Annotated in this window: 19 protein-coding genes and 3 pseudogenes; 5 read left to right on the top strand and 17 right to left on the bottom strand. The window is 38.3% G+C overall.

The features are described 5' to 3' along the window. Positions 1-86: 86 nt before the first annotated feature. A complete protein-coding gene (locus ACFX4I_RS19790; RefSeq protein WP_309518949.1) occupies positions 87-542 on the bottom strand; it encodes a HEAT repeat domain-containing protein in 456 nt (151 codons plus the stop codon). Positions 543-868: 326 nt separating this feature from the next. After that, positions 869-1,696: a TrmB family transcriptional regulator gene (locus ACFX4I_RS19785; protein WP_230301101.1), complete on the bottom strand. Its 828-nt coding sequence runs from the start codon at positions 1,694-1,696 to the stop codon at positions 869-871. 138 nt (positions 1,697-1,834) lie between these two features. Between ACFX4I_RS19785 and ACFX4I_RS19780 the strand changes: the two genes are divergently transcribed. Then, complete coding sequence (locus ACFX4I_RS19780) at positions 1,835-2,464, top strand: homoserine/threonine efflux transporter (protein ID WP_377422524.1); 630 nt, start codon at positions 1,835-1,837, stop codon at positions 2,462-2,464. Positions 2,465-2,686: 222 nt separating this feature from the next. On the opposite strand, the gene ACFX4I_RS19775 is transcribed toward ACFX4I_RS19780, so the two are convergent. Both ACFX4I_RS19775 and ACFX4I_RS19770 read right to left on the bottom strand, forming a co-directional pair. Next, the gene (locus ACFX4I_RS19775; protein WP_377422522.1) at positions 2,687-3,982 is read right to left on the bottom strand and encodes a (Fe-S)-binding protein; all 1,296 of its coding nucleotides are present in this window, start codon (positions 3,980-3,982) and stop codon (positions 2,687-2,689) included. Positions 3,983-4,014: 32 nt separating this feature from the next. After that, complete coding sequence (locus ACFX4I_RS19770; RefSeq protein WP_377422520.1) at positions 4,015-5,421, bottom strand: FAD-binding oxidoreductase; 1,407 nt, start codon at positions 5,419-5,421, stop codon at positions 4,015-4,017. 112 nt (positions 5,422-5,533) lie between these two features. On the opposite strand from ACFX4I_RS19770, the gene ACFX4I_RS19765 reads away from it, so the two are divergent. Continuing rightward, positions 5,534-6,175 carry a hypothetical protein gene (locus ACFX4I_RS19765; RefSeq protein WP_377422518.1) on the top strand — a complete coding sequence of 214 codons (642 nt, stop codon included), beginning with the start codon at positions 5,534-5,536 and terminating at the stop codon, positions 6,173-6,175. Positions 6,176-6,237: 62 nt separating this feature from the next. Here ACFX4I_RS19765 and ACFX4I_RS19760 read toward each other — a convergent pair whose 3' ends face one another. The 10 genes and pseudogenes from ACFX4I_RS19760 to ACFX4I_RS19715 all read right to left on the bottom strand — a co-directional run. After that, positions 6,238-7,044 carry an ABC transporter permease gene (locus ACFX4I_RS19760; RefSeq protein ID WP_094246734.1) on the bottom strand — a complete coding sequence of 269 codons (807 nt, stop codon included), beginning with the start codon at positions 7,042-7,044 and terminating at the stop codon, positions 6,238-6,240. Continuing rightward, positions 7,044-7,988 (bottom strand): ABC transporter permease, encoded by a 945-nt coding sequence (locus ACFX4I_RS19755; protein ID WP_230301096.1) that lies wholly within the window; start codon positions 7,986-7,988, stop codon positions 7,044-7,046. The genes ACFX4I_RS19760 and ACFX4I_RS19755 overlap by 1 nt, the downstream gene beginning before the upstream one ends. Then, positions 7,952-9,085: an ABC transporter ATP-binding protein gene (locus tag ACFX4I_RS19750; protein WP_377422563.1), complete on the bottom strand. Its 1,134-nt coding sequence runs from the start codon at positions 9,083-9,085 to the stop codon at positions 7,952-7,954. The genes ACFX4I_RS19755 and ACFX4I_RS19750 overlap by 37 nt, the downstream gene beginning before the upstream one ends. 46 nt (positions 9,086-9,131) lie before the next feature. Then, on the bottom strand, positions 9,132-10,232 hold the full coding sequence (locus ACFX4I_RS19745) for an ABC transporter substrate-binding protein (RefSeq protein ID WP_377422516.1): 1,101 nt from the start codon (positions 10,230-10,232) through the stop codon (positions 9,132-9,134). A 19-nt stretch (positions 10,233-10,251) separates the two neighbouring features. After that, a complete protein-coding gene (locus ACFX4I_RS19740) occupies positions 10,252-11,259 on the bottom strand; it encodes a TAXI family TRAP transporter solute-binding subunit (protein WP_230301094.1) in 1,008 nt (335 codons plus the stop codon). Between the two features lie 162 nt (positions 11,260-11,421). Further along, positions 11,422-12,798 (bottom strand): sigma-54-dependent transcriptional regulator, encoded by a 1,377-nt coding sequence (locus ACFX4I_RS19735; RefSeq protein WP_230301093.1) that lies wholly within the window; start codon positions 12,796-12,798, stop codon positions 11,422-11,424. Positions 12,799-12,822: 24 nt separating this feature from the next. After that, entirely contained in the window at positions 12,823-14,703 is a 1,881-nt protein-coding gene (locus ACFX4I_RS19730) for a transporter substrate-binding domain-containing protein (RefSeq protein WP_377422561.1), read from the bottom strand. A gap of 865 nt (positions 14,704-15,568) precedes the next feature. Further along, positions 15,569-16,162 carry a YdeI/OmpD-associated family protein gene (locus ACFX4I_RS19725; RefSeq protein ID WP_230301092.1) on the bottom strand — a complete coding sequence of 198 codons (594 nt, stop codon included), beginning with the start codon at positions 16,160-16,162 and terminating at the stop codon, positions 15,569-15,571. Between the two features lie 82 nt (positions 16,163-16,244). After that, positions 16,245-16,637 (bottom strand): SRPBCC family protein, encoded by a 393-nt coding sequence (locus tag ACFX4I_RS19720; RefSeq protein ID WP_377422559.1) that lies wholly within the window; start codon positions 16,635-16,637, stop codon positions 16,245-16,247. Between the two features lie 93 nt (positions 16,638-16,730). Then, a pseudogene (locus tag ACFX4I_RS19715) lies at positions 16,731-16,964 on the bottom strand (ArsR/SmtB family transcription factor); the annotation flags it as partial. Positions 16,965-17,146: 182 nt separating this feature from the next. Here ACFX4I_RS19715 and ACFX4I_RS19710 point away from each other — a divergent pair. Together ACFX4I_RS19710 and ACFX4I_RS19705 are read left to right on the top strand one after the other, a co-directional pair. Beyond that, positions 17,147-17,413, top strand: a pseudogene (locus ACFX4I_RS19710) (IS1595 family transposase); the annotation flags it as partial. A 556-nt stretch (positions 17,414-17,969) separates the two neighbouring features. Beyond that, positions 17,970-18,369 (top strand): annotated as a pseudogene (locus tag ACFX4I_RS19705) (recombinase family protein); the annotation flags it as partial. A 363-nt stretch (positions 18,370-18,732) separates the two neighbouring features. Here ACFX4I_RS19705 and ACFX4I_RS19700 read toward each other — a convergent pair. The 3 genes from ACFX4I_RS19700 to ACFX4I_RS19690 form a co-directional block, all read right to left on the bottom strand. After that, positions 18,733-19,200, bottom strand: coding sequence for a hypothetical protein (locus ACFX4I_RS19700; protein ID WP_377422513.1), 468 nt, complete (start codon positions 19,198-19,200; stop codon positions 18,733-18,735). 237 nt (positions 19,201-19,437) lie between these two features. Further along, positions 19,438-19,758 carry a hypothetical protein gene (locus tag ACFX4I_RS19695; RefSeq protein ID WP_283933011.1) on the bottom strand — a complete coding sequence of 107 codons (321 nt, stop codon included), beginning with the start codon at positions 19,756-19,758 and terminating at the stop codon, positions 19,438-19,440. 345 nt (positions 19,759-20,103) lie between these two features. Continuing rightward, positions 20,104-20,529, bottom strand: a complete 426-nt coding sequence (locus ACFX4I_RS19690) for an OsmC family protein (RefSeq protein ID WP_230301089.1) — start codon at positions 20,527-20,529, stop codon at positions 20,104-20,106. A 420-nt stretch (positions 20,530-20,949) separates the two neighbouring features. On the opposite strand from ACFX4I_RS19690, the gene ACFX4I_RS19685 reads away from it, so the two are divergent. Continuing rightward, positions 20,950-21,102, top strand: coding sequence for a hypothetical protein (locus tag ACFX4I_RS19685; protein ID WP_377422511.1), 153 nt, complete (start codon positions 20,950-20,952; stop codon positions 21,100-21,102).

Genomic DNA, 21,102 nt, shown 5'->3' with positions numbered 1-21,102 from the left:
ATTATCATACGCCAGCTAAAGCTATTGTTTTACACATAAGAATAAGGAGCAAAAACTTTGCTCCTTATTTTTTAGTTGATGAACTTTTATCTTTTCGTTAAAGCAGACCATGTATTTTCTAACCACTTATCAAAGTCTGCTCCTTTTTCACCCTCATAGGTATCATATATATCCATTCTCATCTTCTGGAGTTTTTCTTTGAATTCAGTATATGTGTGATTTTCTGGTAAACTCTTCTTGATCCTGACTAAGATTTTGGTCAACCCTTTAACCAATTCGCCCTTTTTCCTTGCTGGCAATTGGACATCTTCGCCTAATCTTTTCAATTGACGGTAGGCGGCCTCTTGAACTTTATATACAGAATCACTATTCATGATATGTGTGAGAATGTCGATCACTTGTTTATTTTTTGACTGTCCTAATTCTTCGATCGCATCTAAACGTTCTCTCCAATTAGATTTGCGATTGGCAGATTTTTTTAGTTCCTCATAGTTGGCAGGTAACTCGATACCTTTTGTTTCTTTATTATTCAAATGAATCATTTCTCCTTCTGTCTTTATGTAATCCGGATATAAAAATGTTAATCCGATACTACAATAATCCCATTACCAAGAATGGTTTATTCCATTCTTCATTATACCCGTTTCCATATTTTAATGTAGTTATATTTCTTAATCATCTGCTGTATCTTCAATCAGTCGGGTGCCTGGGGCGATGCTTTGCTTCTAAAAACTTACCTGCACCCATGCTCAATTAGAAACTTTATCTTTAAAAGGCATAAATCCTGCCTGGATTCATGCCCCTATTGTTGACAATAATGTACACTTTCATATTATGTTGTAAAAAAACAGACAATTATAGCACAAATCTAGTCCACATAGTGTTTTTTATAATCTGGATGGATAGAAAATTTTTTACGTAAATTGGCGAGGTTTACACCAAAGCTTTCTTCTAAAAGTTCTCTATGTTTCTCCATGATTTCCATGAGATACAAATCATGAATCATGACTTCTGTAATGGGCATTACCAAACCTACATGCATGGTCCATGCTGCACGGCTATCTTTACCAAGCGAGACAATACCTGCTACTACTTCTGAATCATCTCCACTAATAACAAGCCATCGTCCACCATACTCTTCTGTAATTTCATGACCCATATAATGGAGGTAAACATTTGCAAAATCACAGACGATTTCCCCATAGGCAATAATTGTTACATTGACTCCTTTACTTGCTGCCTGTCTTAGTTCAGACTCTAATTCTTCGAATTCTTCTTCCCAAATCTCTAAGAGTATTCTTTTTTTTGCAGATAATATACAAGCTTTTACCTTATCGAGTATTTCATTGCGACCCATAATATTCCAGATGTTTTCACGATCATTTGCAGAACGTTCAAACTCCGCTAATGATTTTTCTGCCAGTTCAAAATTTTCTTCTGCTTTCATGCGACGGTTTTTTATTAGCTCCCTTGCAGGAACGGGAGTATACTGTGGTGTGTTTCCAGGACTAACCAGAATATCTCCTCTTATTGCGAGACTGTCCAGTATTTCATATATTCTTGAACGTGGTACACCGGAGTTTTTTGCAACTGCATAGCCTGTTAACGGCGATTCTTCCAATAAGGCAAGATATGCTTTCGCTTCATATTCGGTAAAATTTAGATTTTTTAATGTGTCTAAAATGTTTTCTTTCATAAACCCTCCACACAACCGTAGTTGCTACCTTTGTAACTAATATTTTAGCAAAATCTGTTGACGATTTCCATTTTCATCTAATATACTTACATAAGTAGTTACTTTAGTAACCACTATTGAAAGGGAGGGAGAAATAGTATGGATAGCTTACTTACATACATATCAATAGTTGCAATGATGGTTGTTATGCCTGGAGCAGATACAATGCTCTTAGTGAAAAACACGCTTAGCTATGGTCCAAAAGCCGGACGTTATACCGTTCTCGGAATGGCAACGGGACTTTCTTTTTGGACGCTTATTGCTATTCTTGGACTATCTGTTGTCATTGCAAAGTCTGTGATTCTGTTCAGTACAATCAAATATTTGGGAGCCGCCTACTTAATTTATTTAGGGATAAAAAGTTTTTTTGCTAAAAGCGTTTTTTCCTTAAAAGAAATTCAAGCACAAGCAAATACACCTACGAAGTATTCAAGCCGGCATAATAAAGATTCCTTTATGCAAGCATTACTTAATAATATTCTTAATCCCAAGACCGTTTTAGTTTATATAACAATCATGCCTCAATTTATCAATTTGAACGGAAATGTAAACCAGCAATTGATTATATTAGCCTTCATCTTAACCTTACTTGCTGTATTGTGGTTTCTTTTTCTTGTTTATCTAATTGATTACGCAAAAAAATGGATGAACAACTCTAAATTCCAGAAAGCATTCCAAAAATCAACTGGTTTAATTTTAATAGGTTTTGGCATAAAAACAGGAATTTAAGTTCATTTACTAACACATTTAATTTGATTCTATCCGTTCAGAAAATTGAACGGTTTTTTTTCATATGTATTTACATGCAATTAATCTAAAAAGAGTTTTTCCTCATTCATTAAGTTCCCTAACATGGTCATTAATTAATTGAAAAATAAAAACGTCAGTATTTTCCCATAAGTGCGAAAATACTGACGAGTAATATCTTATGAAGTTTCTATTTTCTTTTTATCAATCCAAGCCGCAAGCCTTGGCAAGTATTTCAACAAGGTGCATACTTTTCATTTGTTTTGCCGCTCCCTCCCTTTGGATGCCAATGCTCATTTGCATTTGGCATCCAGGGTTAACCGTAACTATGGTTGTTGCTTTCGTTTCTTTAAGGTTTTTCATTTTCTCATCAAGAATTTTCATGGATTCATCAAAGTGGAGAAGATTGTAAATGCCTCCAGATGCACAGCAACGGTCAAACCCTTCCATTTCGACATAGGAAACTCCTGGTATGGATTGCAATAATAAACGAGGTTCCTTTTGGACCTTTTGTACATTGCGTAAATGACATGAATCTTGATAGGAAACGATGCCTTGCCATCCTTCAGTGAAGGGTAGCGGCCCCAATTGATGAAGAATTTGACTGATATCTTTTGATTTTTCCGAGAAAGCCCTTGCCGCCGCAGCCCATTCTTGATCCTCTGCCAATAGATGTCCATATTCAAGAAGCGAAGCACCGCAGCCTCCTGCGTTATTTACGATTACATCAGCATCCGTTTGCATGAAGGCTTGGATATTCCTCTTTGCCAATGCTTTCGCTTGTTTTGTTTCACCTTGATGGGAATGCAGAGCACCGCAGCAATTCTGATTTTCAGGGAGAATGACTTCACAACCTGCTAAGGTGAGCAGCTCAATGGTAAGGCGATTTATTCGTGACATCATGGAATCCATGATACACCCAGCAAAAAATGCCACTTTTATTTTCGTTTCCCCTTTGGCCGGCATTATCGTACCTGTCCGGATTCGTTTGGAGGACGACTCGATGGCTGGAAGTGCTTGTTCTAAATGTGCAAGGGCTGGGGAAACCTTTTGCAGCACATTCGATGAACGGATAAGCTTGGATAATCCTGTTTTTTGATAGAACTGTACTGCACTTCCGATCCTGTTCATTCGTTTTGGATATGGAAAAAGATGAACCAATGCCAGTTTTTTGATCTTGTTCATTTTATTTTTTTGGTTGGTTGACGGGGAGTTTTCAATGGCTTCTTTTGCCGCTTCCAGTATATGTCCGTATGGCACACCGACAGGACATGCGGTTTCACAGGCACGGCAGCCTAAACATAGGTCGATCGGTTCAGCTAAATCTTTTTGGAAATCTATTTTCCCTTCCGCTGCCATTTTCACCAGATTGATTCGACCGCGTGGAGAGGCGGATTCCACTCCCATTGATTCATATGTAGGACAAGCTGGTAAACAGTAACCGCATTTTACGCATTGGTTTGTCCAATCATAGGCATCTGAATATAACTTATGGGCCATTGCATTTGTCTCGTTCGGTTTGACGGGTAGATTCATGTAACCAACACGACCCTTGTCTGGCCTTTATCAGGAAAAATCTTTCCTGGATTCAGGATATTATTGGGATCCCATGCTTCTTTAATTTTTTTCATCATATTCACCCCTGTTATTCCTAGTTCCATTTCCATATAAGGTGACTTTAAAGTACCGATACCATGTTCCCCGGAAAGTGTCCCGCCTAGTTCGATTGCGGCTTCAAAAATTTCACTGACTGCAAGCTCCACTTTTTTCATTTCCGTAATATTTCGTTTATCGGTAATGATGTTCGGATGTAAATTGCCATCCCCTGCATGGCCGAATACAACCAAGTTCAACCCGTATTTCTCCCGGATATTGTTTAATCTCTCCATCATCGCCGGTATTTGACTGCGTGGAACGGTCGCGTCTTCAGAAATTTTTGTAGGACCCATTTGTGTAATGGCCGGGGAAACAGATTTACGCGCACTCCAAATAGTTTGGCGTTCTTCCTCTGTCTCCGCTATCTTGACGTAGGATGCACCCTCCGCCTTGCATATATCGGCGCATTTATTGATTTCTTCCTCAATCGCCAATGGGTGACCATCTATTTCTATGATTAGAATGGCTTCTGCCTGTAGAGGCAATCCTGAAGGCCGATAGCTTTCGACAGCACGGATACACGCGTTATCCATCAGTTCCAGGGCAGATGGTAGAATCCCTGACGATAAAATGCTGGTAATGGCATGGCCAGAGTCTATCAAATGATTGAAGTGGGCGACAAATGTTTGTTTAGATTGAGGTTTTGGTATTAAGCGGATGATTGCCTCAGTAACAATGCCCAAGGTACCTTCCGATCCTACGATCAATCGGGTCAAATCATACCCTGTTACATTTTTTACGGTCTTTCCGCCAGTACGAATGATTTCTCCCGTCGGAGTGACCACCTCCAGGCCTATCACATATTCTTTTGTCGTTCCGTATTTCAATCCCTTGGGTCCGCTGGAGTTTTCTAATAGATTCCCGCCTATAGTGGCAACATTGGAACTGCTTGGATCCGGCGGATAGAACAAGCCGGCTTCTTCAGCCTTTTTATGGATATTTGCCGTAATCACACCTGGAGAGACAATGGCAAGCATATTTTCCCGATCAATGATCAATTTATCCCGTAAAAGGGTCATATCAAGAACCATCCCTCCTTTAACAGGTAATGGGCCTCCACTTAGTGAAGTTCCAGATCCTCTAGGGTAAACAGGTATCCTGTGCGTATTGGCTAATTTAATCACTTTACTGATTTCCTCCGCATTTTTTGGCTGTATAACGATTTCAGGTAAATATTCCCCAAAAGAAGCGTCATAGCTATAACAATACCTTTCTGCCAAATCAAGGTACATTCTGTCATCTGGAATTACCTGCCTAAGGTCGTCCAGGGCTTTTTTCTCCATGCTCCTCACTTCCTTTCTTATTAGTAAATTGGAAAAGAATAATTTGTATGTAATATAATGGCATTTTATGATTCTGCTAGATATAATGATGAAAGAAAAAGGAGGTTTTTTTTTGAAAATCGCACTGATTCACGCAACCACAACTGCACTACAACCAATTGAAGTGGCCTTTCAGACTGTTGCCCCAAACATTGAACTCCTTCATTTCATGGACACAGGTCTTCTTGCCTTGATGGAAAAGAGCGGCAAGTTGACTCCGGAAATCATTCGCCGCTTTTCTGCATTAGTGAATTTAGCCTATGATTCCGACGTTTCATGCATCCAGCTTACTTGCTCTGCTTTTAATGACATCACTTCCATTTTACAACCTTTATACCCTGTAAAGTTATTTCGTTCAGATGAGGCCATGCTTGATGAAGCGCTTTGCTATGCTAGCATCGGCTTGGTTTCAACCGTAAAAGAAACGCCGATCGCCCTTCAAAATTACTTATTAAATAAGAATCCGGACTGTATGATCGAGTCATTGGTGGATCCCGGGATCATCCATTTATTATCACAAGGAAAAAGAAAGGAACATGACGATCGGGTTAAAAAGATGGTGGAACAATTGGATGGAAAGACAGAAGTGATTTTGCTTTCACAATATAGTATGGAACATATCGCAAAGCAGGTTAATCCCTCTGTCCCTGTCCTAACGGCTCCACTCTTGGCCGCTAAAAGGTGTTTGGCTCATTTGAATGGAACGTTTGGATGAGTTTTCTTCGTAATATCAGAACTTAGCATGCATGATCGTTTATCACATCATTCATCTCGTTTTTAACCGTTAGTATGATGGGAACCACCAAAAACTTTTCCGACACCTTGAATTTTTTCAAGTATGACGATTAGAAGGACTGATATGAAAATAACCACGCTTGACACGGATGCAACGATTGGATTGTAGGCATCCTGCATTTGCGAGAATATTTCGATCGGCAGCGTTCTCATTTCCGGTGATACCATAAAGAGAGAGACCGTTACATTATCAAATGATGTCAAAAATGCGAATAGTCCCCCTGAGATGGCCGCGGATCCAATTAGTGGCAGTGTCACTTTCATGAATACTGTTAGTGGATTCGCTCCAAGTATGGCTGCGGCCCGTTCGAGATTATAATCAAATCCACTTAAACCTGTTAATACGAGCCGCATAACATATGGTATACAAATGACGATATGGGCAATTAAAAATCCTGTAGACGTACCGGCAAGCATCATTGGTGTAAAGTACATTAAAAGTGCAATCCCCAATACTAATTGCGGCACACTTAATGGAGAAGTTAAAAGGGCCGTAATATACGATTTTCCAGGTATATCATACTTTGCGATGCCAAGGGCACCCAAAGTTCCGAATATGACGGAGAAAAGGGCAGCCAATGCTGCGAACTTCGCACTGTTCAAAAAGGCTTCCAAAAATTCAGGACGCTCCAAGATCTTGGCATACCATTGCAGTGAGAAGCCTTCAGCCGGAAAACTTGGATAATTGGCACTTGTAAAAGAAGCGGGAATAACGACAATGAGCGGTATCAAGATATAGATAATTGCCAACACGGCTACGGCAATCCGAAGGCCGCCAAACGTTTTCATCATCGGAATACCTCCTTGAATTTCCCTTTTTCAAACACTCTGGTAAAGACGGCCACTGATATGACAGTGGTTGCTAATAGAATATAAGAAAGAGCAGATCCGAATGTCCAATGCAGCAAGTTATTTATTTGATCATAGATGACAACAGGCATCACGGGCACATTGGCTCCCCCCATTAGTGCAGGCGTAACATAAGCACTCATTGATAAACTGAATACGAGAATGCAGCCAGATACGATACCAGGGATACTTAACGGCAATGTAATCGAAAAGAACCTTCTGAATGGGCTTGCCCCAAGTATTGCTCCTGCCTTGTCCAGAGAAGGATCAATATTATATAAACTGGCAACGATGGATAAGATCATGAAAGGAAGATATGCATTGGATAGCCCAATCACAACTCCGATTTCCGAAAACAATAGTTTCAATGGTGCATCTATTATGCCAAGTGCCATCAAGGTTTGATTAATCGTTCCGTTAGGCAATAGCAAAAGGTACCAGCCAAAATTACGGACAACTATACTTACCAAGAGCGGTGACACGATCAAGAGAGTGATATACCCTCTGATCCGCGCTGAACTTTTGGCCATCGTCAAAGCTACCGGATATCCAAGAAATAAAGCAACCAAGACCGAATATAAACTGATTTTCACTGTCAGCCATAAAGAAGATAAGTAATAGCTATCGGTAAATAATTGTGTATAGTTTTTAAGGCTATAAACTGCTTCAGCTCCTCCAAGATTATCTGTTGATATGAAGCTTAAATATAAAATGTATAACATCGGTATGACAAAGAAACCAAATATGAAAAGCAGAATCGGCGTTAATAGGAGTAATCCCGGCACCCAGACTTTCCTTTTCTTGATTTTAGGTTCCTTTTGCGGTTCAATAGGATTCGTTTCCTGTTCTATTTCTTGACTAGCATAACTTCTGATGGGCTCCATCCAATCAACACCTCACTTCCATTTTGCCATGATGAATCGAAAGCGGAAGTCAATACTTGAATACTTTTCCCATGTAATAGAACATTGATTTCCCAAGAGGTACCAAGATAGTTAATTTGGCTGATCTTAGCATGTTGGAAATCCAGTAGAGAGGTAGATTTTTCATCAAGAGAAACAATTTGCAGTTTTTCTGGTCTAATATAAAGCTTCACCTCATCACCGGTTTTCAAATCACTATCATTTCCCATGATGTTGTTTGCATCGACATGAGTGATATCAGGCCCTATCTTGACTGAAACTTTCCGCTTATCCACAGCAAACACATTCCCTTCAAAACAATTCGATTTCCCGATGAATTGAAACACGAATTCAGTCTTGGGATGATTGTAAATCTCTGTCGGAGTACTGATTTGTTCAATTTTCCCTGCATTCATGACCACGACTCGATCAGACATGGAAAGAGCTTCTTCTTGATCATGGGTCACAAAAATGGTCGTTACGCCAATCTCCTTTTGTAAGCGCTTTATCTCAGCCCTGAGTTCATGGCGCAACTTTGCATCAAGGTTTGAAAGCGGTTCGTCAAGCAAAAGGAGCTCTGGTTCAACTACAAGTGCTCTGGAAATCGCAACACGCTGACGCTGACCTCCTGATAATTCCCTTGGATATCGATTCTCCAATCCTGACATTTTCACTAATTCAAGCGCTTTACTTATCTTCTTTTTTTGCTCAGCTTTACTAACTTTTCGAAGTTTCAAGCCAAAACTGAGATTTTCATAGACTGTCATATGAGGAAAAAGCGAATAAGTTTGAAAAACCATTCCTAAATCTCGCTTATAAGGCGGGACCTTCGTCACATTATGGCCTTTAATATGGACCTCACCCCGATCTGCATCGAGGAACCCTGCAATTAAGTTCAAGGTTGTGGACTTTCCGCACCCTGAAGGCCCAAGAAGAGTAAGTAACTCTCCTTGTTTCACCTCCAGATCAATGCCATTCAGGACCACATTCGCTCCAAATTGTTTAAACGCGCCTTTTATCTCTACATCATTTTTGTTTGACCCAAACCCCTGAACTGCCTCCAGGTGTTGACTATTCATTTCCACATCTTTTTTTAATACTTCCATATGATCAACACGCTCCTTTTCATTTGAGTTTTTTCCCTAATTCAGGAGTAACCTCTTTCGCCCATCTGTCTGACACCTCGGCGCGGATTTCGGCAAACTTGGCGAAATCAGGTTTGAATGTTTTATCACTTGCTTTAAGGCCGATTGACTCTTCATATTTCTCTGGAATTTTCATTCCTTCTACCGTCGGATAAAATCCTTTTTCGGAAATTAATGCTTGCGCTTCTTCACTGATTACATAGTTGATGAATTCAAGGGCTTCTTTGCTATTAGGCGTATTTTTCACGAGACCAGCACTAAAAGCTTGAAGCGGTACACCTTCTTTAGGTACGGCCATCTTAATGGGAATACCTGAAACGGCTAGTTCACCTATGGAATAACTTCCCATGACCGTTACGTCAGCAGCTCCTTGTTGGACAGCTGGCATCATTTGCGTTGAGTTTTTATAAAAGGTATTGGAATAAGCTGCAAGATCTTTTGCTTTTTCAAGACCTGGTTCCATGTCTTCCGTACTGCCGCCATTTGAAATCGCCAGACCATTAAGGGTATTGAAACCCCAGTCATTCGTAATATCTGAAAAAGCCGTTTTGCCCGCGTAATCAGGTGATACAAGATCATTCCATGATTCAATTGATTTTAACCCTTTCTTTTTAAAGGTTTCCGTATTATAAGCTGGTGCAATGACTAAACCGAATGCTGGCGCGGCAGCCTTTTCAACCGGAATGAAACGTGGATCCACCGATTTCATATTGGGAACATTGGACTCATCAATTGGTACGATCAGTTCCTTCTCCTTAGCGCGAATTACATCAACCGGTACAAAAAGGGCAACATCTATTTGCGGAGCATTCTTCTGTAATTCCACTTTGGATAGGATTTCACCTGATAAACCGGAAATATAATTGACAGTGATTCCCGTTTCTTCTTTGAACTTTGGTGCGATCACATCTCTGATGGCACTTTCAATGACACCGCCATTACCGGCAATCGTTATTTTTTTCTCTCCTTTTTCACCTGCGCTCGTTTGGACGGATTCCCCCGGTTTTTGCGGAGTTGGATTACCACATCCCGTAAGAGCGATCAATACTATTATTGATAAAAGACTCAGTAGTTTTTTCATAGTCATTACCTCCCGTTTTTCATTGATCTCCAATAATTCCTTGTTCGTTAAAATAATTCATCGCCCCTGGATGAAAATCAAGTGGAACTTGTTTAGTTGCTTCATTTATTGAAATATCAGAAGCAGCTGGATGTGCATGCTGTAGTTCAGGCAGATGTTCATATAATGTTTTCACAAGACTGTATGCATGAGGGTCAGACATTTCCTTGTAGGTTACCAGGACATTTTTAATTGAAATCGTTTGGACATTTTTTTTCATTCCCCCGTATGTATCTCTGGGAATTTCATCATGAGTATAAACTCCATATTGTTTTTGAAGACGTTCAATGATGTCTCCCGGGATTGGAATAAAAGATAGTTCGGTCTGCTTGGATATGAAAGCGATTTCATTATTCGGAATTCCCGAAGAAAAGAAAGCTGCATCAATGGTACCATTTCGTAATGCTTCTGCAGATTGAGAAAAAGAAAGATAGGATAAATTCAATTGATCAGTCGGTAAATCAGATTCTAGCAGTATCCGCTCTGCAATAAGCCTTGTACCGCTTCCTGCCGTTCCCACACTAATGCGTTTACCAACTAAATCTTCTAAGGAATCAATATCATTTTGTTTAGTAGTAACTATTTGTACATAATTGGAATATAGGGCCGTTAAAGCTCTTAACTTGGATTTATCCGTTTCAGGCAAATCCAGTACATCCACTGTGGTAAAACCAATTTCTGCACGATGGCGGCTAACCAATTCAGTATTTTCGATGGAAGCATGGGTTACCTGGGTACCTGACACAGTTCCATTATATTTTTCATACATATTTGATAATCTTTGTCCTAATGAAAAATAAACTCCAGTCATATCTCCAGTTCCAATGATTAGCATCCTATTATTTAAGTCCTGTCCTTCAGAAGTTAGTTGACTCTGAATCAAGGTAGAAGCAGGTTTAGATATTTCCTGCTGCTCATTCATAAAAGAACATCCTGTCATGAAACAAAATAACAAAGCGACTTTTATAAAGAGTGCTCCATTCTTCATTGTGGCCCTCCTTTCTTATTGTATTTAGATGCAAATACCATGCCAAGTCGATTTTCTGCTTTAAAACGCAAATCTTGCCGATTTATTGCATGATATACAAGTATAAATCGGCAAATTTTGCCGGTTATCCAGAAAAAAATGCCGATTAACACGAGGAGCCTTTTATTCTCCTTTTGAAATGAGCTTGATTTTATCACGAAGGCTTCTTTCAGAAATTTTTAGGATTTGAGCTGTTTTTTGCCGATGGTTTTTACAGTATTGAAGAGTGGCCGTTATGACTTTTTCTTCTATCTCTTTCATGGATATGCCAATAGGGATTTTGAAACTATTAAAATCGTCGTCATTTCCATCCGGCTGGAGAATGAACTTCTGTTCTTGAACATATTGCGGCAAGTCGGTATCCTCCATTTTTTTCGAGTTTGATAGGGCGACAGCATATTCTATGATGTTACCAAGCTCACGGACATTCCCAGGGTAATGATAATCAAGTAAAATCCGACGTGCGGCTGCCGAGAACGTCTTATCTTCACGATTCATATCCTTAGCATGCTTTTTTATAAAATAATCCATAAGGATCGGTAAATCTTCTTTTCTATCTCTTAGAGGCGGCATCGATATGGGAATGACATTTAGCCTGAAATACAAATCCTCCCTAAATTCCCCTTCCATCACCATTTGTTCCAAGTTTTTATTGGCTGCACTTATAATACGGACATCCAATGAGATTTTTGCATTGGACCCCAGAGGCGTCACTTCCCGTTCCTGTAATACTCGTAATAATTTTGCTTGAAGAGGAAGGGGCATTTCACTGATTTCATCCAGAAAAAGGATGCCTCCATTAGCAGCAACGAATTTCCCTTCCTTCCTCTGAGTTGCACCGGAAAATGCACCTCTCTCATAACCGAACAATTCAGATTCCAGTAGCATCTCAGGAATAGCTGCACAATTGACAATCTGCATTGGATTGTTTTTCCTTCTTCCTAGCGTATGGATGTTTCGGGCTACAAGCTCCTTTCCAGTACCACTTTCACCCGTGATAAGAACACTGGAGTCAATATCTTTCACTCTTTCGATCATTGAGAAAATACGCTGCATCGCCTTGCTGTTACCAAGGAAGTTACCAAATCCCTTTTGAATCTCCAATTCTTCATGTAATGTCTCCAATTGATTGGACATCTGTTTGAATTCGGCTGCCCTCATCAAGAGCAAAGAAAGTTCTTCTATATTAATTGGCTTTTCAATATAGTAGTAGGCCCCCTTTTTTATGGCCTCGATAGAAGTTTCAATGGATGAATAGGCAGTCATCATGATGACTGTTACGTTAGGTGCTATTTGTTTGATTTTCTGCAGGACATCAAGTCCACTTTTATTTCCTATTCTCAAATCAAGTAACACAATATCAAAAGGCTGATTGTCGATCTTCCGAAGCCCCTCATCCGGGTCAGTAGTTGTCACGACCTTATAAGAATCTTCCAATGCAAAGCTAAGAGCGGTGCAAATAGCAGGTTCATCATCAATCACCAATACATGCATTTTCATATTACTCCTCCTCTTTCCAGGCTTCTATTCGATATATAAAGGTAGTGAAATGGTGAATTTCGTACCTGAATTAGGATAACTTTTCACATGGATATCTCCGTTATTTTCTTTAATTAACCTATACGATAACGTTAGTCCCAAACCGACGCCCTTTTCTTTATTTGTGAAAAAAGGCTCGAAAATATGGTTCATTTCCTCCTGTTTCATCCCTTTTCCCGTATCGGATATGGTAATCCGCCCTGTCTTTTCGTTCTCTTTATCAATGGTGATTTTAATGGTCTTTTCCTTTGTTTCTTCAACGGCATGAATCGAATTCAACACCAAGTTAAGAAGTACTTGTTGAATTTGTTGTAAATCTATATAAAAAATAAGGTCCTCCTCAATCGTCTGCTCGAAATTTATTTGTTTTTTTTCCATTGTCACCTTATGAAAAGCAAGTAATGAAATAAGTTCATGAGCGTGGCAATTTGTAATATTTGGCGGACGCGGACGTGCATACTCAATTAAATCGGTAACAATCGCATTCAAACGGTTAACTTCAGTAGGCAAGTGCTCCATTAGAACTTGTCGGAATTGAGGATTATCATATTTACTCGGAAGTAAATCAATGAATGTTTTAATCGATGTCAAAGGATTCCTTATTTCATGTGCGACACCTGCAACTAGTTGACCAAGAGCGTGCAGCTTTTCTTGTGTGACCAATTTCTTCTCCAATGTTTTCTTTTCTGTCTCATCATTCATGGAAAGTAAGTATCCGGTTTGTATATCTTCAGAATTGAACATCTTATGCATCGAATATGAAATCATCTTCTGTTCATTTTCCTCATCAAATACCAAGATCCGAAAAGAACCCGTACGATTATTCTCATTTTGTTCTTGATGTAAAGCTCCCAAATTCCTCATTAATTGTGAATGATTCATAAAATTCAGAATCATTTCCTTGGAAATGTTAAGAATGTCTGATGCCTTTGCATTGCAGCTGGTAATCATGAAATCGAGATCGAATGTTATGATTCCATTATTGATATTGTTTAAGATTTGATCTTTGAATGCTTCAGCATTAGCAATGTTTTGCCGTTGTTTCTCTAAATCCTTATTTAATAAATGTAATTTCAACGTCTGGTTATGAACGGATTTTTTTAACTTTTGATTCCATATGTAAATGATTAGAAGGACAAAGGCTACGGCAGTTAGGGTTGTGATCAACCAAAATATGAATTGCTCCAGCCTGGCAATTTTTTGATTGGATTGTGGCATGACCCATTTATCGATTATCCCATTGATATTTCGGTTGGCTTTAAGTTCTGTGAGTGTATTATCCATCATGAAAAGAAGCGATTGATCCCCTTTTTTCACTGCAATCGTATAATCCGCTGGTTCAATGACTTCATCAAGAATGATGTAATTCTTTTCTTGGCGGAACTTTTTCAAATAGAAATCTGCAGTCCATTTGTTTCCGATGAATACATCTGCACGGTTGTTCAATAATGTTAAAATACCCGAGTATTGATTCGAAACGGTCGTTAAATTTGTATTCCTCATATTGAGAAATGTACTGATTACAGGAGTGTTTTGGTCAAGGACAACATGTGAATCACGTAAATCCGTTAACGTATGAATATCCTGTTTCCTTTTACTAGGAATGATTATTGATTGGGACATTGTAAAATAGGATTGAGTGAAATCAAGTTGGTGATCTTTTTCGGTATTATAGGTACTTCCAACAATAGCATCAATTGTTCCATTACTTAAAGCTTTTTCGGCTTCTTCCATCCTCATCGGAATATATTTGAAATCTACGCCATTATATTTTGCTATTTCCTCCATTAAATCAATATTGATGCCTGTCAGTTCACCAGCTTCATTTTCAAATGAAAATGGAGGAAGAGCACTTTCCCCAGCAATTATAAATGTTTTTTGTTCAGCAAAAACAGTGGGAGTCCAAAACGTTTGAACAAAGATTATAAAGCAAAATATACTTAGTTTAAACAGTTGCTTTTTAATTAAGAGCCCTCCTTCTACGTCAAAATCCTTGCAGTCAGTATTCCTCGGCTAAAAACATCATGATAATATACTTCTCCAATTAGGACTTGAACCCTTTAAATTCTTAGTATAATCCGACACAATCTAACAATAACCTACAATAAGGTATGTGATTCTATCAAACGAGATAAATATAAACCCAGCAACCTTTTCCGGGTGTTGAGGTAGGAATAGACTTCTTATTTTTATGAAATTAGAAAAAGATCCAGTTTACCTAAAAAGGAGCCAGTTGATTTCAGAAATCGGCTTTTTCCATTTGCCGTAAAGCTTGAAGATGATAAGTCAAGTAGGCAATGGTGGCATTTGCATTTTTCAGCCATTTTCCTAAATCGAAATTCCAGAATGAAATGTCCGATTTCTCAGTATTAAAATGGAGAAATTGGGCTTTTTTGTTACTCCGTAAAAGCGCCCTATAATGGATTAACACAATATTTTTATTAGGCGGTTTTGTTGAAAGGTCATTACTTAAACCTTATAAACACCCGTTAGTTCAAAAAAGCGTACCTTTCAGCAAAAGCCGAAGGGTACACTTTTTTTGTGTTTCTTTCTTTTCTTAGGTGGAATGCGTAAGCCTATTACACGGTAGTTTTCTTATACTCTCCGGATCACTATGGTGTCCATTTTAGATTATTTGCTTGAGTGATTACTGCGATCCAAAAAAGGGGTCGGATGAACGCAAAGTGAGGTAATATCTTAAATTTGATTAATTTATTTTCTCAACGATATACTATTCTTTTAATCCCTTTCCATCGAGAATTTTCTGCATACATTTTTCAACTCTTGACTCTCGAGTTTTTGATTGTTTGGGTTGAGAAAAATGAAGAATGTATGCTCTTTGCCGTCCCGGGGTCAATGCTTCAAAAGCATTTTTCAAAGCTGGGATTTCATCGAATTTATTTTGAAGTTCTTCTGGAACTATGAATTCTGTATTATTTTTAAAATTCACTTCCAAACCGGCTTTTTCAACTTCAATGGCTTCATGGATATAGGCTTTCAGAATGGTTTCCGTTGCAACTATTTCTTGAACATTGGTGAACCGAATCTGGCGCGCCCCCTGTACATTCTCCGTTTGTTGGATTAGAATCCCATGGGCATCCTGTAACAAGGCACCTTTGTGAAATAGAAGCGCACAATATTCTTTAAATCCATGGATTAAAACTATGTTTTTTTTCTCAAACGTGTAACAGGGATGCATCCATTTAAATTCTTCGGTCAGGTCACAGTCAAGAACGATATTTCTCAACGTCTCATATTCTTCCTGCCACTTTTTAGCTTTACCTAAAAATTCATCAACCTTAGGATTCATTTTACTATTTGTCATCACGGAACACTCCTCTTTCCGAGCAGTTTGCTTTTTCCTATACGTTACCTAAATACTAAAAAACAGGTTCAAAAGTTTGGTCTTACATTTCCCCTAACACTTTTTTAAGATCTTCGCCCATTTTCGCCCAACCATATTTCGCACCATTGAACGCTTGATCTTCTTTTTCGAATCCTGTTTGATCAAGATGTAAGTAAGTTGTTCCATCCTCGTGCTTTAATGTCCATGTGACTGTAGTATTTATCCCACCACCTACCCAAGTGTAAGATAACTTATAAGGCTCCTCCACTTCAAGAACTTCGGAATCAATTATTAAATTCCACTGTTCATTCCGAAACTGAAATTTATGTCCAACGACAGGTTTAATATCATTAGCCATTACCCACTTCGTAAGAGTATTTGCATCCGTTAAGGCTAGCCATACCTTCTCAATCGGGCTCTTAAAATTAAATTCTTTTGATACTGTTAAATTCATTTTTGGTTCCTCCTGTAATATTTGGTTTAAAAGTAAGATTCTTTCACTCCAGAATCTCCTGTAAAACGATACCCACTCCTCAATTTCTCTCAACGGAGCAGCATTAAGCCGATAACGCGTTTCCCTGCCGACCTTTCTGCTTATTACGAGACCAGTCTCTTTAAGGATTGCCAAATGCTTTGAAACCGCAGTACGGCCCATTTCAAAATGAACGGTTAACTCATTGAGTGGCAATTCTTCCACGTCCGCCAACAAACTTATCAATTTACGTCTTGTTGGGTCAGCGATGGCTACATAAATATCACGATCTTGACTTTTCTCGTTCATAATCACCCCCCCTTTAATTGGACACCGATTGGTGTCTTTTATTATATGACACTAATTGGTGTCCTGTCAATTTTATTATTGACAGGAGCGTATTTGTTTTATTCTCCTATCATCAAGTATATAGGTTCCTTCTTTAATTATTTGTTTAATAGATTGGTTATGTTTAATAAATCTGTTGATAAAAATCTACCTATTCAGGTGTTCTTGGTAGAGGAAGAATCGTCAAAACTCAATTAGAAAATGCTATCGGCAATAAATTGTCGTCGGACAATACACTTTGCACCGATGCTTGGATGGCATTTTCTACCTATGCAAGAAACAAAGGGTTGGAACACTACCGTTTTAAATCAGGCGGTGCAGAACGTGTAAGTGGGATTTATCATATCCAAAATGTTAATAATTATCACAGTCGTTTGAAAGGTTGGATACAACGATTTTATGGTGTAGCAGGAATTCAATATCAGTTATAGATACTTAACTAACCGATACGCTGTTACTGAAATCCAGAATGAAAAGCAGTTTCAGGAGATTTTCCCTTTCTATATTACTCTTGGTAGTGGGAATGATTTAGTTTTATGGTCCACAAACAAAGATGTATTTAGTGTAGAACAAAGAGAATGGAAAGGAAATTGGGAAGGGAAAATTGCGGGAACAGTAGTGGTTAAAGTAGAAGTCGATACAAGTATTTTTTGGATTGGCTATGATGGAGATTACATTTCGGTTATCTCAAATCAATCGAATTTCTCAACATATGAAAAAATAATCAAGACTTTTCCCGATTTTGTAGTTCCAAAGCTTTGTGAGTACGAGTAATTTTAAAAAGTAAAATGATTATGAGACCCCTGATAAGAGAAAGTCTCATTTATTTGACTAAAAAACAACAATATTATTTAACACAGCCAATAGATTAAGCTTCGAACTTATTAAATCCTTTTACAACTAAGCTGCCCCATTAGTAAAAGTACATTTCTTTATAAACTTAAATAGCCAATATTGTTAGTTGCCATTTTTGAAATTAAATATGCTCGTGTTTCGGCAAAAAATCAAAATCCAGAACGGCAGCTTATTAACCGGCCTCAATATCAGGGGATACTCTTAATCATTCGCGAAGGCGATTTGTTATTTCTAAATTCACTAGACAGATTGGGTATAGATTATGATGGTATCATTCGAGTATGGAAGTACATTACTAGAGATTTGAACGCAGATATTGTGGTACTTGAAAAAGAGACACTTTTTGATAGTAGGAAATCCAGAGGTATGGGTGATACTGAAAAATTATTGGAGGACCAAGTTTAACTCTGCTTTAATATGTGGCTGAGCAAGAACGTAAAAAAATAAGCAAACGACAGGCTGAAGAATTAAAGCGGCAAAGAATAACGGCGTTAGATTCGGACGACGTAAGTAATATGGAAATCACCGATCAAATTTTACAAACAATAAAAAAGTTCCAGCTTGTTTTGAGAAATCCGCTCCCTTTCCGCCGTTAGGCTGCCAAGTCTCCTCACTGCAAGTAACTGTGGAGTCTGGGCTGGACATTTATTCGGCTGGAGTGTCGCAAAATTCTTCATTCCAGAGATTTTTCATCATATAAAACAGTAAAAATACATGAAGGATAATCAAGTACTCCTGCAGTTTTTTTATTTAAATAACATTCCAGTTGATTGGAGCGGTGTTCGAGACTCCTGCTTAGAAAAGCGTGTCCAAGGGGGAATCTAAGGCGCAAAGAGGGACGCGGGCAGGCCGCCCGCGTAATATCCTCAATATGTTAAACTATTTTTGAAATTTCAAGGCTTTTTAACATTTGCCGTAACGCTCCAAGATGATAAGCCGAGTGGGCAATGGTCGCATTTACATTTGTCAGCCATTTTCCTAAATCGATTGTATCAATTTCTTCGAAAAGAGTTACATATTCATTATGTAATCCCTCCCTGATTTCCCCCCATTTCACCTCATCAACAGTAGCAATGGTCCAGCTTGCGTCCCAATCTTTTTCAAAGTCTGCACCACTGATCATTGTTCGGATTACCCATAAATAATACCGAATGTGGTCTGAGTGAGCAGCAATGGTTGATCCATTTATGGAACGTGAAGCGTCTTCTGCGGTTAAACCATCAAGTGTCCCAAAAATCCCTGTATTCGGTCTTGAATTAGTATAATAGCTCCCATCATTTTCCGGTCCTTCAAACGTTTCTTTCAAAAGCGTTTTTATCGAACTTGCCAACGTCTCGCTCATCTCAATTCCCCCCAAGTGTTTTAATCGACTTCATTACTTTATAATACACTAAGACAAATTAATAATCGTTTATCTTTTGTTAAATTAATCCAAAATATTGCATTTAAAGAAATCAGTTATGAACCTAATTGGTTTTGAAGCTGCTTTTAACGTGATGAAAAAATAAAAAGGCCATTCCTTAAATAAAAAGGAACGGCCTTAATGATTTATCTGTCTGAAAATGCTAAGTCTAAAGTTTTAGTAGCTTTTCAAACGCTCCTCCAGGGAAACAATTCTAAACTTTAACTCCTGATTAGTGTCTAAGCCCCCTATTACAATTTGATTATCTTCCGTAATGGTGACATATCTGAAGGTTTCTTCTTCGTTGATCTTTATTTTTGTCTCCAATGTAGTTTCCATTTTTGCAAAAACTTGATCTGTGTATGTAAGAGGAAGAAGATCATCCAATCCTTCTTCAGGGCTGCCGAGCCACTTAAACATGAAATCTTTCAATGAATATTGTTCAATCATCGATAAATGATCTTTAAAAATCAATTTGTCAATTGTTATCTCTTTCAACTTAACCACTCCTCAATTGTATCTAAAGTTTATATGGATACACTCCTAACATCAAGGGCATTCCAATGACAAACGATTACAGTTTGATTACTTGCTGACTAAATAATCCCTTTCCTTCCGGAAAATGGAGTTCCGTTACCTGGAAAGCAAATTGTAGGATGATTTTTTCTTAAGAATACGGCTTGGATTAAGAATTATTTTCTGGGGTTTATAAATGATTATCCATGAAACAAGGATGTTCATTTCTGCCGAAAACAGCCTCCATTTGCTTAGAAAATGAAGGCTGTTTTTCTTATATGGATGTAATACAACTTTCTGTTAAATGATAGTCCCTTAACTAAAACATTATAAGCCTTGTTTTCCTTTAACGCCATTTATCGAATAGCTGATTTTAATGTTGGCATTTAATGAGTGATATACTGAACAGTACGTATTTTTGGATAATTGAATCGCACGGACCACTTTATCTTCAGGCAGATCGCCCTCCAATAAATAGTGGATTTGAAAGTCGGTAAACCGCTTAGGGTGATTTTCTGATCGTGCCCCTTCTATTTCTATTTGAAAGGCCTTTGTTTCAAATCGCATCTTATTTAAAATCATTACAATATCAATGCCTGTGCACCCGGCAAGAGAATGCAAAAGTAACTCAGTGGGTCTTGCTCCGCTATTTTTTCCTCCTGCATCTTCGGCAGCATCCATCTTTATTTCATGTCCCGACGGAGTTGTGCCAGAAAAGGCCATTTCCCCTGTCCATGTAATCATTGTCTTCATTTATTTCAATTCCTCCCTTTCTTGTTGTTTAGTTTAAAAATAGTCCACTTGTTTATTTAATGTAAGTACAGATTTTTTAAGTCTTAAAGTAATATTACGGTCATTACACAAATTTACAGAAAATTGGCTTAAGGATTTGTAATATGATCCTTACTTGTGATGACTTTCCATTCCTTATATTCTTCCCACAAGTCCTACTTAGTTAGTCATACTGCAAAATTTGAATGTTGCCTTCAGCACTCACTTTCCGCAGGAGTCTCGAACCACCGCACCAATCAACTATGTTGTTTTAAAAATTCAGATAGAAACCCTTTTGTCGACAAAAGGAAGTTCGGAATGCTCTCACAACCATGATTCTAAAGGGTAACTTAATTATCCTTCTTGTTTTTTACTTCTTAATATGGATGAAACCTCAAAAGATTGAAGAAATTTGCGACAATCTTGCCGAATAACTGGCTAGCCGAGACACCACAGACGCTTGCTTTGATGAGGCTTGGCAGACAGTCGGCGGAAAGGGAGCCGGTTTCTGAAATCACCTGGAATGTTTTTTTGAGGTTAAAATTTGAACGATAA

Origin of the sequence: Peribacillus sp. YIM B13472 (genome assembly GCF_042788005.1) — a bacterium.
Lineage (GTDB): Bacteria > Bacillota > Bacilli > Bacillales > DSM-1321 > Peribacillus > Peribacillus simplex_E.
This window is presented reverse-complemented; position numbering and strand designations above follow the sequence as displayed.

What these genes read in the sequence shown, in the direction of transcription:
- ACFX4I_RS19735 (WP_230301093.1), bottom strand. Translation starts at nt 12,798, where the DNA reads ATGAAAATGCATGTATTGGTGATTGATGATGAACCTGCTATTTGCACC.
- ACFX4I_RS19785 (WP_230301101.1), bottom strand. Translation starts at nt 1,696, where the DNA reads ATGAAAGAAAACATTTTAGACACATTAAAAAATCTAAATTTTACCGAA.
- ACFX4I_RS19755 (WP_230301096.1), bottom strand. Translation starts at nt 7,988, where the DNA reads ATGGAGCCCATCAGAAGTTATGCTAGTCAAGAAATAGAACAGGAAACG.
- ACFX4I_RS19775 (WP_377422522.1), bottom strand. Translation starts at nt 3,982, where the DNA reads ATGGCCCATAAGTTATATTCAGATGCCTATGATTGGACAAACCAATGC.
- ACFX4I_RS19745 (WP_377422516.1), bottom strand. Translation starts at nt 10,232, where the DNA reads ATGAAAAAACTACTGAGTCTTTTATCAATAATAGTATTGATCGCTCTT.
- ACFX4I_RS19760 (WP_094246734.1), bottom strand. Translation starts at nt 7,044, where the DNA reads ATGAAAACGTTTGGCGGCCTTCGGATTGCCGTAGCCGTGTTGGCAATT.
- ACFX4I_RS19740 (WP_230301094.1), bottom strand. Translation starts at nt 11,259, where the DNA reads ATGAAGAATGGAGCACTCTTTATAAAAGTCGCTTTGTTATTTTGTTTC.
- ACFX4I_RS19700 (WP_377422513.1), bottom strand. Translation starts at nt 19,200, where the DNA reads ATGAGCGAGACGTTGGCAAGTTCGATAAAAACGCTTTTGAAAGAAACG.
- ACFX4I_RS19770 (WP_377422520.1), bottom strand. Translation starts at nt 5,421, where the DNA reads ATGGAGAAAAAAGCCCTGGACGACCTTAGGCAGGTAATTCCAGATGAC.
- ACFX4I_RS19690 (WP_230301089.1), bottom strand. Translation starts at nt 20,529, where the DNA reads ATGAAGACAATGATTACATGGACAGGGGAAATGGCCTTTTCTGGCACA.
- ACFX4I_RS19780 (WP_377422524.1), top strand. Translation starts at nt 1,835, where the DNA reads ATGGATAGCTTACTTACATACATATCAATAGTTGCAATGATGGTTGTT.
- ACFX4I_RS19750 (WP_377422563.1), bottom strand. Translation starts at nt 9,085, where the DNA reads ATGAATAGTCAACACCTGGAGGCAGTTCAGGGGTTTGGGTCAAACAAA.
- ACFX4I_RS19790 (WP_309518949.1), bottom strand. Translation starts at nt 542, where the DNA reads ATGATTCATTTGAATAATAAAGAAACAAAAGGTATCGAGTTACCTGCC.
- ACFX4I_RS19725 (WP_230301092.1), bottom strand. Translation starts at nt 16,162, where the DNA reads ATGACAAATAGTAAAATGAATCCTAAGGTTGATGAATTTTTAGGTAAA.
- ACFX4I_RS19720 (WP_377422559.1), bottom strand. Translation starts at nt 16,637, where the DNA reads ATGAATTTAACAGTATCAAAAGAATTTAATTTTAAGAGCCCGATTGAG.